3 protein-coding genes are annotated in these 12807 nt (G+C 60.4%); all 3 read left to right on the top strand.

Going from position 1 to position 12807, the window contains the following annotated elements:
- Positions 1 to 596: 596 nt before the first annotated feature.
- The 3 genes from QM659_RS13080 to QM659_RS13070 all read left to right on the top strand — a co-directional run bounded on the left by QM659_RS13080 (position 597) and on the right by QM659_RS13070 (position 12697).
- Positions 597 to 8777 carry a DUF4214 domain-containing protein gene (locus tag QM659_RS13080; protein ID WP_415188730.1) on the top strand — a complete coding sequence of 2727 codons (8181 nt, stop codon included), beginning with the start codon at positions 597 to 599 and terminating at the stop codon, positions 8775 to 8777.
- Positions 8778 to 8910: 133 nt separating this feature from the next.
- On the top strand, positions 8911 to 11076 hold the full coding sequence (locus tag QM659_RS13075; RefSeq protein WP_415188733.1) for a type I secretion system permease/ATPase: 2166 nt from the start codon (positions 8911 to 8913) through the stop codon (positions 11074 to 11076).
- A gap of 202 nt (positions 11077 to 11278) precedes the next feature.
- Positions 11279 to 12697, top strand: a complete 1419-nt coding sequence (locus tag QM659_RS13070; protein ID WP_415188729.1) for an HlyD family type I secretion periplasmic adaptor subunit — start codon at positions 11279 to 11281, stop codon at positions 12695 to 12697.
- Positions 12698 to 12807 lie beyond the last annotated feature (110 nt).

Here is a 12807-nt window from a genome sequence, read left to right as displayed (position 1 = left end):
TAGTCGAGGCGTTTGTTGCCCAAACAGGGCTGCAATACCTATATGATGCTGAAGGCGGTGAAGCGAATTTTGGGCTTGCGGCTGCAGAGACAGGCGGCAGTTTTTTGTTCAGCTTAGGCACCGGCGCAGCCACAACTGCATTTTGGGGCACGGCAACTAGTGGCACATATGCTATCGCCGTTATTGATGCCGCTGTTGCCGCAGAGGGTTTTGGCTTAGGGTCTTTTGCTCTCGCCGCAGGCATCGCGGCACCCCCGTTACTTCTTGGGGTTGGGTTGGGCGCTGTCGGTTTTTTGGTAGGGAGGTATGCCTACAACGCCATATTCGCTGACACCCCACAATATACTACCTCACTAGTGCTGAAACAATTTACTAACTTTGCAGCTCCGACAGCCGAGCTAAACCCAGCCAGTTTTACAAGTTCCTCTCAAACTAGATTGGCTTCAATTGGCGATAGATCCTATGTAGCGATCGATGCGTCGAACCTGCAAAAAAATGCCGGTGTTGCCGCTGATTCCATTGCAAATGCTCATTTTTTTAACCCATCTTCTGGCGCGCTCATAGGGGCGCAGGTCGTTAATGTAACGACGGCTCCGGTGACGGTGGGAGACTTCAACGACGTCAGCGGCTACGGTTACGCTGGTATCGATTCCTCCACCGGCGGCTTGCCCGGTGAGGTCAACCCGTTGGCGGCCTATACAAATCCAAGCAGAGCAGCCGTCTATGCTGATCTTGACAATTACGGAAACATTCCGGGGTGGGTAGATACGGACAAATCATATGGCGCTTTGCCAAGCAACGATGGTAGTTCGTTCAATAGCAATCTCTTCAATCCCAATGCGATACCGAAGACTCTCGATCCGAGTTTACTGAAGACGCTGCCCAATTCGACGACCGCGAAAGGGACCGGCAATAAGGAAACGGGCAACGGCGCTTCCGGCAGTGTCTTATATGGCCCTGTTCAAAGCCCTCCCATTAATCTCGGCGGCGGAAATAGCGGGAACCCGGGCGGGGCGGCTTATACAGACCTTGGAAATTACGGAAAGGATGACAACGCCTTCGCGGGGTCGTCCAATCCGAATGGACAGGCAGTCTCGAACGGCCAACTCGGCGATTACGGTATGCCCCCGTCGCCGGAAAGCCCGTATATCAGCGCGGAAAGCCTGACGGGAGCGACCGATCCCAACGGCTTCCTGTTTTTGACCGGCGAGGCGCCAAAAAGCTTCAGTCAGGAACTTTTAAACCCTGCAACGAACTGGCAGACCAACACTGATATACAGAACCCAGCGGCAGGAATCGGCTCGATCGACCTTCCAGAAAGCGGCACCTATTCCTATGTCGCTATCGGCGCGCCGGATGCCCCTTCGGTTGCCAACCTAGACAACCGCAGCGTGGTTGCAACGGAAACGGGCGGTTACGTCACCTACATCAACTATAGCGACCAGCCAGGCGAAACGAGCAACCAGCTCGCCGCCGACGAACAGTGGGCTGAAAGCGGCGACTCTTCATGGGGATATGGCGACGATGACGGTTATTTCGGCGGAGACGATGGAGGTTCATCGTGGGGATATGGCGACGAAGGAGGGGATTTTGGGGGTGACTACGGAGGTGACTACGGCGACTCGTCGTGGGGCTTCGGCGACGAAGGAGGGGACTTCGCTCCTGTCGTTCTCGACCTTTCCGGCAAAGGCATCAACATAACGCCTCTGTCCTCGTCGAATACCTTCTTCGATATGACGGGCGACGGGCGCGAGCACCGCACGGCGTGGGCGGGGGCAGGCAACGGCGTGCTCGTGTACGATCCGAACAACTCAGGCCAGATCACCCAGCAGAACCAGGTCGAGTTCACGCTGTGGGATCCGACGGCGTCGAGCGACATGCAGGCGCTGAAGGACGTGTTCGATACAAACCACAACGGCATGCTCGACGAGGGCGACGCGCAGTTCGCGAATTTCAAGATCATGGTCACGAATGCCGATGGCACGACGACGCTTGAAACGCTTGCGCAGGCCGGCATCGCGTCGATCAATCTGACGCCGGACGCCACGAAGATCGTGCTGCCGGACGGCTCCAGCATCGACGGCCAGACGACGTTCACGCGCACCGACGGGACCACAGGGACAGCGGCGACCGCGACTTTCGTGAGCGAAACTGCGGGCTATGGCCTCAAGACGGTCACCACGCATAACGGGGACGGGTCTACCACCATCGACAACAAGCTTCTCGCGGCAGACGGCAGCGTCGCGAGCGAGACGATCCAGCTGACGAGCGGCGACGGGAAGAGCCGCACGCTGTCCTTCGACGACGACGGCGATGGAGTCATCGACCGAACCCAGTCGGATGTCAACGTCTCGAACGCGAACGGCTCGATCACCGAGACGCTGTCCGACAAGACGGCGGCGGGCGTCCTGGTAGACCAGACTGTCACGAACACCAGCGCGGACGGAAAGACGATCGCCATCACGCGCGATATCAATGGCGATGGGCTGTCAGACCAGTCCGAAACCCGCGTCAAGAATGCCGATGGCAGTTCCTCGGTGACGATCTCGAACCTCGATCCCGATGGATCGCTCAAGAACAAGACAACGAGTTCTCTCAGCGCCGACGGGCTGACGCGGACCGTCGCTTCCGATTTCGACGGCAATGGCACGACGGACTTGACCGAGACCGATGCGACGGCGGTCAATGGCGATGGAAGCCGCACCGAGACCGTCACCGATACGAGCAACAACGGCACGGTCGAGGCCAAGACCGTCACAGCGACGAGCGCCGACGGCACGACCAAGACAACTCGGACTGACTATAATGGCGACGGCGTTTTCGATCTCACGACCGCGCTCGTCATCGCCATCGCCGCGGATCACAGCTCGACCTCGACGGTGACCAACACGAATCCGGACGGTTCGCTTCGCGACAAATCCATCGTCTCGCTCAGCGCCGATGGGTTGACGCGCATCACGCAGAGCGATCTTAACGGCGACGGCGTTTTCGATGTGACGGATTCGGATGCGACCGTCGTCAATGGCGATGGCAGCCTCACCGAGACCATAAGCAACACGAATGCGAACGGCTCGCTGCGCGACAAGACAGTCGTCACTAAAGGCACCGATGGCGTCACGCGGACGACGCAGATCGACGCCAATGGCGACGGCGTATGGGACAAGGTGGAGACAGTCGCGGTCAGCGGGACGGGGACAACGGACACGCTCTCGCTCTATAATCCGGATGGGTCCCTCAAGGCGAAATCGACGACCACAACGAGCGCGAACGGTCTCACCGTCACCACGCAAAGCGACCTGAATGGCGATGCCGTCGTGGATCGGACGCAAACGACATCGACCGTGAAGAACACCGATGGAAGCTCGACGTTCACCGCGACTGACACCTCGTCGAACGGCACGCTCCTCGACAAGACGATCGTCACCACTTCGGCGAACGGCTTGTCGGTCACGACGCAGAAGGACGTGAACGGTGACGGCGTCGTCGATCGCACGTTCACGGATGTGACGGTCATCAATTCGGACAACAGCCGCACCGAGACGGTCGCTGCGAAGAGCAACAATGGCACGCTTCTTTCGCAGACGGTTGCGGCCGTCAGCGCTGACCGCAAGACGACGACGATCACCGAGGATCTGAACGGCGACGGTAAGACCGACCGCGCCGAAAGTGTCGTCACCGGCGCCAACGGCAGCGTTGCCGATACGGTCTCTACTTTCGCGCCAAGCGGCGCGCTCATCACCAAGAGCGTCGTCACGACCAGCGCCAACGGGCTTTCCGTCACACGTCAACTCGACCGGAACGGCGACGGCGCCTACGACCTTACGACGACGGACGTTACGGTCCTGAATGCCGATGGAAGCCGCACCGAGACGATCAAGGACGCGGTTGCGAACGGCACGCTGCGCGATCAAGCGTTCATCACGGTGAGTGCGACCGGGCTCTCAACCACGAAGCAGCTCGACATCAATGGCGATGGCGTCTTCGACCTTACGACTGCCAGCGTGACGGTGCTAAACGCCGATGGCAGTAGCACAACCACGGTGAGGGATACGACCGCGAACGGAACGCTCCGCGATCAGACGGTGACGACGGTCAACGCCTCGGGGCTTTCGACGACCGTTCAGTCCGATCTCGACGGCGACGGGGTGAACGACCGCACCATCACCGACACCATCGCACTCAACGCGGATGGCAGCCGCACCGAAACGGCGACGAGCACGGCTTCCAACGGCGCCTTGCTCGCGAAATCGGTCACGACGACGAGCGCCGACGGCTGGACTGTGACAAGTGCTCGGGACCTCAACGGGGACGGGAAGACCGATCAAACGGAAACCGTCACGCGAGCCGCGAGCGGGTCGGTGACGGACAAGGTCGTCGACCTCAATCCAGACGGCTCGGTTCAGGACAGCGTGACCTCGACGACGAGCGCGAACGGAACCGTTTCGACGGTGGCGCGCGATCTGGACGGCGACGGCACCGCCGACCGGACGAAAACCTCGACGCTCGCCTATAACGCCGACGGCAGCACGACGCTGACACAGGCCGATACCTCGGCTAACGGAAAACTCATCGACAAGACGACAACGACGAAGAGCGCAAGCGGGCTTTCGGCGACGGCTCTGGAGGATCTGAACGGCGACGGCGTCAATGATGTGACGGTTTCTGATGTTACAACGCTCAACACCGACGGCAGCACAACAGAGACTATCTCACGGACGAGCAACACCGGTAAATTGCTCGGCAAGACGGTGGAGACGGTCACTGCCGATCAGAAGACCATCACCTACACCCGGGATTTGAATGGCGACGGCGCCAACGATCAGACCGAGACGATCGCCCTCCAGACGGATGGCGGCACAGTCGACACTATCGCCAACTACGCGCCGGGCGGAGGGCTCATCAACAAGACCATCTCCACGACGAGCGCCAATGGCCTGTCGGTCACCTCGCAAATCGACGTAAATGGCGATGGCACATACGATCTGACGCGGACGGATGTCACGGTTCTCAATGGGGACGGCAGCCGCACCGAAACCGTCATCGACAAGAATGCGAATGCGTCGGTCCGCGATCAGTCGGTCTCTACGACGAGCGCCAACGGTCTCGTCTCGACCGTCAAGACCGACCTCGATGGCGATGGCGTCTATGATCTGACGACGACGAGCACAACGGTGCTAAACGCCGATGGCAGCCGCACCACGACGGTCAAGGATACGAATGCGAACGCATCGCTTCGCGATCAAAGCGTCACGACGGTGAGCGCGAATGGCCTGACGAAGACGACGCAGGTCGATCTCGACGGCAACGGCACTTTCGATCAGACCGTTTCTGATGCGATTGTTCTCAACGCCGATGGAAGCACGATCGAGACGGTCACGGCGAAGAACGCGAATGGCAGCCTGAGGTCGCAGTCGGTCACCACAACGAGCGCCGATCAGTCGACGGTGACCGTTACCCGCGACCTGAACGGCGACTCCAAGCTCGATCAGAGGGAGACTACGACCAGGGCGTCGAACGGTTCGGTCACCGATCAGGTCGTCAACCTCAATCCGGACGGCACCGTAAAGAACGGAATTTCGACCACGACGAGCGCGGACGGCCTTGTGGTCACGGTCGCCTCGGATCTGAACGGAGACGGGGTCGCGGATAAGGCGACTTCCACGTCGACGGTCCTGAATGCCGACGGCAGCGTGACGAAAACGGTCTCGGCCTATAGCGGCACGTCTCTCGTCAGCCGGACCGCGACGACCACGAGTGCCGATGGACGGTCGGTTGCGACGGCCTACGACCTCGATGGGAACGGCACGGTGGATCTCACGACCACGGATGTGATCGTGCTCAACACCGACGGGTCGACGACCGAAACCTTGACCGACACAAGCGCCAATGGCACGCGGCGGGATCAAAGCACCACGACGACGAGCTCCGACCGGAAGACCATCAGCGTGGCCACCAGTGTCGCCGATAACGGCTCCATCCAGATGCAGAAGACCGTCGCCGTGCAAACAGACGGCAGCGTGAAGACAACGGTCACCTATCCCAACGAAGCAGATCACGACTGGGGATCGGAATCGGACACGAGGATCACGAGCGCGACGGGGCTCTCGAACTCCATCGTCATCAAGGACCGTTACGGCGACTACCTCAATGTCACCGACGCTGTCACACTGAACAGTGACGGCAGCCGCACGGAGACGTTCACGGACAAGGATGGCTGGGGATACAACTCGGCCATCACGACGAGCGCCAACGGCCTCAGCACGTCGGTCTCGATGACTTCAGGCGCCTATACAGGGGCCACGGCTCCCGATCCCAAGCTCACGCTCGCCGGAAGCGATGTGACCGTGCTGAACGCGGATGGATCGCGGACGGAAACGATCACCGACACGATCACGCAGACGACGTCGAATTCGACTTCGGTGAAGGACAAGGCGGTGATCACGACGAGCGCGAACGGCCTTTCGAAAACGACCCAGCTCGACGTCAACAACGACGGGAAGTTCGACCGGACCGACACGATCTCGACCGCTGTCGACGGAAGCAAGACCGAGACAATTGTCATCAATAATCCCGGCTCGTCCGCTCTTCTTCAGAAGGATGTCATCACAACGAGCGCCGACGGGCTGACGCAGGCGCTTCAGCGCGACAGCAACGGCGACGGGGTGTTCGATCATTTCGAGAGCACCGCCACCAACAACGATGGCAGCGTCACCGGAACCATTTGGGACACGAATGCCAGCGGTACGCTTCTCGACAAATTCGTGACGACCACGAGCGCAAATGGCCTCTCCAAAACGACGACCTCGGACGTGAACGGCGACGGCACCGTCGATTTCACGCAGAAGGCGGTGACGACGCTCAACGCCGACGGCAGCCAGACGGCGGTGGTGACCGACACTTACGCAAACGGCGCCGTGAAGGACCGCACCGTGGTCACGACGAGTGCGAACGGCCTTTCGAAGACGACTCGGATCGACATGAACGGCGACGGCGTCGTCGACGAAACACAGACTGATGTGACGGTTGTTGGCGCCGATGGAATGACCACCCGCACGATTACGAATTCCTATGCGAGCGGGACGCTGAAGGATCAGACCACGGTCTATAACGACACGGCTCGTTACAATTCGGGGATCGTCACCGATTTCGATACCAATGGGGACGGCATCATCGACAAGGAGGCGGGTGTCTGGGTCGATCAGGATGGATACAAAACCGAATCCACGACCTACTATAACACCAACGGCAGCACGAAGGCTGGAAGCGGGACAACAACAAGTCCGGATGGCGCAATCGTCAATATCTGGTTGTCACAAAACTCCTACGACCCGGAGGATATGATCTACTACATGCCGAACGCCAACGGCAGCTACGAGTGGTCTAATTACACGAGTTCCGTTTCGCAGACGGCGACGCACACGATCGATCTCAACGGCATCGACAACTGGGTCTGGGTGGATTTGCCGGCGTCGGCCACGACGCCCGTCTACCACACCACGGTCATCGATCTCGCCACGGAGCAGAAGGACATAGACATCGCCCAGAGGCTTTACGACACGGCTCTCGACCGGACGATGCAGATCGGGGAAGTCCAGCTTCTCGCTGAATACATCACCAACGGGGTGCTCGATACGACGACACTCGCCAACAAGATCACGGCGTCGTCGGAGTTCACCACGAAATACGGCACGCTGACGAATCTCGAATTCGTCGAGCGCATCTACGAAAATGCCTTCAATCGTGCGCCGACGCTTGCCGAACTCAACACCTGGGTCGGCCAGTTGAACGCGAACACCGCCACCAGAGCAGCCGTTCTGATTGCGGTGTCGCAAAGCGAGGAGCATGTACTCGTCGGGAATGTCCATCAGGTGACGAACAACACTGACATCGGTGCAACCGGTGCCTATGCGCTCGATCATACGGCCGACAGCCAGACGGCCAGCGACATGGTGCGGCGTCTCTACGATACGACGCTGGCTCGCTCGGCGGACGCCTCGGGGCTGTCGACATACTCCACCGCCATTCTTAACGGGTCGAAGACGGAAGTTCAGGTCGCGAATGCGCTCATTACATCGAGCGAATTCACATCGAAATACGGCACCCTCTCGAACAGCGCCTTCGTAACACAGCTGTTCCAGAACGCCGTTGGGCGCGCGCCGACATCGGCCGAATCGACCTTCTGGACCAATGCTCTCAACGCCGGGTCGGTGTCTCGCGCCGATTTCGTGGTCGGCATCGCCGAAAGCAGCGATCATCTGGCGATCATGGGAGCCGGTTATTCGACGGGCGGCGCTGGTAACGACATCATCTACGCGCCGGACCGTGTCGACACGATCGACGGCGGTGCGGGCGTCAACACGCTCGACTTCAGCCTGCTTTCGCAGCCGGGCGTCAGCGTCGACCTCTCGACCGGCTTGGCGACGCTTGCGAACGGCAATGTCGATCACATCGCCAACATCCAGAACGCGGTTGGTGGCGCCGGCAACGACACGATTGCCGGCAATTCAGCGAACAACGTGCTGACGGGAGGCGGCGGAACGAACAGCTTCGTCTTCCACGGCGCGTTTGGCAGCGACACCGTCACCGACTTCAAGGCAACGGGCGCGAACCACGACTTCCTTCAATTCGATGTCGGAGCGTTCGCGACGCCGTCCGCGGCGCTCGCAGCATCCCAGCAGGTGGGCGCGAATGTCGTCATTGCGAACGGCGCCAACAGCGTCACCCTGAACAATGTGGCCCTGTCGAGCTTGTCTGCGGCGGATTTCAGAGTGCAGTAGCCGGCCAAGAAGACAGCGCCCTTTGGCGCTGTCTTCCTTCCTTTTCGAAAAACGTCGTTTCAAAGCGCCTTGCATCGCCGGGGCACCGCAAATTCTTTGGAGTTCGCTCGTGGCGCACACTTCCGCTCCCGTGATGGAAGAGAGGCAGCCCGCACGCGACGCCGACGGCCTGCCGGCGCTCGACGGCGGGCTTGTTTCGCTGGCTCTCGTCGCCGCTCATTACCGCATAGCTTGCGATCCCGCGCAAATTGCCCACGAATTGGGGCTCGGTCATCGAGCAGCCACGCCCGAGGATATCGTTCGCGGCGCCCGCCGGCTGGGCCTGAAGGCGCGAGCCTTGAGCGACCAGCCTTTGCAAAGGCTTTTATCGGCCCCGCTGCCTGCCATTCTTCGCATGCGGGACGGGAGTTTTGTCATTCTGACCCACCGTCTCGATGATGGGCGGCTGAGGATCGTTTCGCCGATGGAACGGTCGCAGTCACTCGAAAAACCGGAAGCTCTTTCCGACGCATGGGCGGGAGAAATCGTGCTCGTCACACGCCGTCTCGGCGGCGCCGGTGTCGATCAGGTCCGGTTCGACTTCGCCTGGTTTCTCCCGTCCTTGTGGCGCTACAGAAAGCCCTTCGGCCATCTTCTGTTCGCGTCGCTCTTCATTCAGCTGTTCGCGCTCGTCACGCCGCTTTTCTTCCAGGTCGTCGTCGACAAGGTGCTCGTCCATAAAGGCGGCTCAACGCTTGTCGTCATCGTCGTCGGTCTTCTCCTGATCGGGCTGTTCGATGTGACGCTCCAGTATCTTCGCTCCTACGCACTCAACCACACGACAAGCCGCATCGACGTCGAACTCGGCAGCCGCCTGTTCGACCACCTCCTGCGGCTGCCCTTATCCTATTTCGAGACGCGCGCCACGGGACAGACCGTGGCCCGCATCCGCGAACTCGAAACGGTGCGCGCCTTTCTTACTGGCCAAGCGCTTTCAGCGGTTATCGATCTCGTCTTCGCGATCATCGCTATCGGCGTCCTGTTCCTGTATTCCACGACGCTGACGCTCATCGTGCTGATTTCGATCCCCTGCTATATCCTGATCGCAGCGCTGATCCGACCCGCGCTTCGGACCCGCATCAATGAACGCTTCAACCGAAGCGCCCTGAGCCAGCAGTTTCTCGTGGAATCGGTGGTCGGCGTCCAGACTCTCAAGGCTGCCGCGGTCGAACCGATGTTGAAGAACCAGTGGGAGGAGAAACTTGCTTCCTACGTGAAGACTTCGTTCAACGCCGTGATGCTGGCGACGCTCGGTCAGAACGCCATCCAGTATGTGAGCAAGGCGACGACGGCGCTCGTGCTCTATTTCGGGGCTTTGGCTGTGATCGACGGGGAGCTTTCGGTCGGAGCCCTCATCGCGTTCAACATGATCATGGGGCAGGCTACGGCGCCGATCCTGAGGCTTTCCCAGCTTTGGCAGGATTTTCAGCAGGTTCAAATCTCCGTCGACCGCCTCGGCGATATTTTGAATGCGCCGCCCGAAGCTCGTCAGATCGGCACGGCCGCGCTGCCGCCCGCGAAGGGGCGCATCAGGATCGTCAGTCTCGACTTCCGCTATCGGATCGACGAGCCGGAGATTTTGAAAGGCATTTCTCTCGACATTCCCGAAGGCCAGGTGATCGGCATCGTCGGGCCGTCGGGCTCCGGCAAATCGACGCTGACAAAACTCATTCAGCGGCTCTATCGCCCCGAACGCGGCCAGATCTTTCTCGACGGCATCGATATTTCTCAGGTCGACACGGCTTGGCTTCGGCGGCAGATCGGCGTGGTGCTCCAGGAGAATATGCTCTTCAATCGCACCATTCATGACAACATCGCCCTTGCCGACCCCGCCATGCCGCGAGCGGTCGTGCTCGCCGCCGCGCGTCTTGCCGGCGCCGACGAATTCATCTCGCGCATGCCGCTTGGCTACGACACGATGATCGAGGAACGAGGCGCGAACCTTTCTGGCGGGCAACGCCAGCGCATCGCGATCGCCCGCGCGCTCGCCACGCGGCCTCGCATCCTTATCTTCGACGAGGCGACGAGCGCGCTCGATTATGAAAGCGAGCGCATCATCCAGACCAACATGCGCAGCATATGCAAGGGCCGGACGGTGATTATCATCGCTCACCGTCTGGCGGCCGTCCGCAATTGTGACCGCATCATTTCAATCAAGGACGGGCGCATCGTCGAAGACGGTTCCCACAATACGCTTCTGTCGAACCCCGAGGGCCTCTATGCGAGGCTTTGGCGCATGCAGTCCGAAAATGTAGGGTAGACCGATGTTGGGAAGAATGCATGTCATGCCGCTTGCGCTCTCGTCGGTGGCTTTATCACCACTATCGGCTCTCGCAGCGCCATCCGGAGCCGCGATACCGAGAGAAACGCTGATAAGCCTTGGGGTGACGGCTCTTGTCCTTGGTCTGGTCGCCGTCGCAATCTGGCGCATCAGGGCGAGAGGGACATCCAGAACCGCGCCCGTGCCCGCGGTGCGTATGGACGACGTCGACCGCGAATTCCTGCCCGCGGCGCTCGAACTTTACGAGACGCCCCCCTCTCCCATCAGCATCATCGCGATCTGGATCATCTGCCTCATTTTTGGAAGCGCGCTTGCCTGGTCCTATTTCGGCTGGCTCGAAATCTACGCGGTCGCGCAAGGGCGCATTCAGCCGAGCGGGCGCTCCAAAGTCGTGCAGCCGCTCGACCCTGGCAAGGTCGTCGCCATTGCCGTCGAGAACGGCAGCAGGGTTTCGGCAGGCGACCTTCTTGTCGAACTCGATCCCCGCGAAACAAGGGCAGATCGCGAAGAACAGGAACGGGACCTGGAAGCGGCCAAAGCCGAGACGGCGAGGCGCACTGTTGCGATAGAAGCCGCGCGATCGGGCGGCGATGATATTCCGTCCGTTGCTTATCCCCAGGGGACCACGGAAGACATCCGAACGCGCGAAAACGGCGTCCTTGCTGCGGATCTGGCACAGCTTTCCGCAAATCGCGCGAGCCTCCTTGCCCAACGCGCCGAGAAGCTCGCGACCCGCGAGCGCCTGAAGGCAAGCCTCACCGCCCGCGCCAGGCTCATCGCGGTCGACAAGGAGCATGTCGACATGCGCGAAACCCTGAACCAGACAAGAGCCGCGTCACGCGCCCAGGTTATCGAAACGCTCCAGCAGTATGAGGCGCAGGTCACCACACAGGCCGGCGAAGATGGCCAGTTTGCCGAGAACGAGGCGGCGCTCGTCACGCTTGAGAAAAAGCTCGAAGAGACCACAACTCAATTCGTCGCAGACCAGACGCAAAAACGTGCCGAGGCGGAGCGCAAAGCCGACCATCTCCAAGGTGAGCTCATCAAGGCCGCCACCAAGAACGAGCGGACGCGCCTCACCGCGCCGATCGCAGGAACGGTACAGCAACTGGCTGTCACCACCGTCGGCCAAGTGGTGAGCCCCGGCCAGTCGCTGATGACGATCGTGCCTTTCGAATCGCCGATCGAGATCGAGGCGCTGATACAGAACCAGGACATTGGCTTTGTGGAACCGGGCCAGCCCGCGGTCATCAAGATCGAATCGTTCCCCTTCACCCGCTACGGCACGGTCGACGGCACCGTAATCAAGGTCAGCCGCGATGCCGTCGACGAGCGTGAGGCGAGCGCGCTTGCTGATCCGAAATCGACGAGCAAGCCTCAGTCCTCGACCGCCTCGAATGATCTGTCGAAAAACCAGAACCTCGTGTTTCCGGCAACGGTCGCTCTTGCGAAGAAGACCATCACTATCGACGGCAAGGAAATCCCGCTCTCGCCCGGCATGGCCGTCACCGTCGAAGTGCTGACCGGCCAGCGCCGAGCCCTCGACTACGTGCTCTCCCCGCTTCGCGAGGTGACCTCGACTTCCGCGCATGAGCGGTGATGCCGAAAGACTGCGTCTCGAGCGTATGTACGGTCATCTTGCCGCCCGAACAGCGCGGTAGAGTAGCCGCGTTTTTCATAATGCCTTGCCCGAAACCCACTTTACGGCCT

This window comes from Rhodomicrobium sp. (assembly GCF_047605405.1).
GTDB lineage: Bacteria > Pseudomonadota > Alphaproteobacteria > Rhizobiales > Rhodomicrobiaceae > Rhodomicrobium > Rhodomicrobium lacus.
Note: the sequence above shows the minus strand (reverse complement) of the source record. Positions and strands in the feature narration are given on the sequence as shown.

What these genes read in the sequence shown, in the direction of transcription:
- QM659_RS13075 (WP_415188733.1), top strand. Translation starts at nt 8,911, where the DNA reads ATGGAAGAGAGGCAGCCCGCACGCGACGCCGACGGCCTGCCGGCGCTC.